This is a genomic window from Escherichia sp. AM3 (genome assembly GCF_032029835.1).
Lineage (GTDB): Bacteria > Pseudomonadota > Gammaproteobacteria > Enterobacterales > Enterobacteriaceae > Escherichia > Escherichia coli.
Genome location: NZ_JAVUPQ010000957.1, coordinates 1 through 274, shown reverse-complemented (window position 1 = coordinate 274; position 274 = coordinate 1). Strand labels below are relative to the sequence as shown.

The 274-nt window shown below is 56.2% G+C and carries 1 protein-coding gene; it reads right to left on the bottom strand.

Annotated features, from left to right (window positions below; genetic code table 11):
• On the bottom strand, positions 1-129 hold a 129-nt coding region (locus tag RTW80_RS29230), incomplete at its 3' end, for a YfbR-like 5'-deoxynucleotidase (RefSeq protein WP_312721622.1).
• Positions 130-274: the final 145 nt, after the last annotated feature.

The following is a 274-nucleotide window of genomic DNA, read 5'->3' as shown; positions in this document are numbered from 1 at the left end:
CGCGTGCGCGACCATGGCAACCTGCAAACTGTGCTCAGACACATTTTCAGTACGCACATTGCGCATCAGCGGCCAGCGGTTGATGAGTTTCAGGCGGGAGAGGTGGGCAAAGAAATGACTCTGACTCATAGGTTACCTTATGTCTTCACTGCGACAGACTTCATTGTGCGGGGAGGGGAGGGAAGATGCAAATTTGCGGATGTTGCAGGCCGGGTAAGCGCAGCGCTACCCGGCGGAAAGTCAGCGTTACTGATGGTACCCGGAGAGGAAGCGC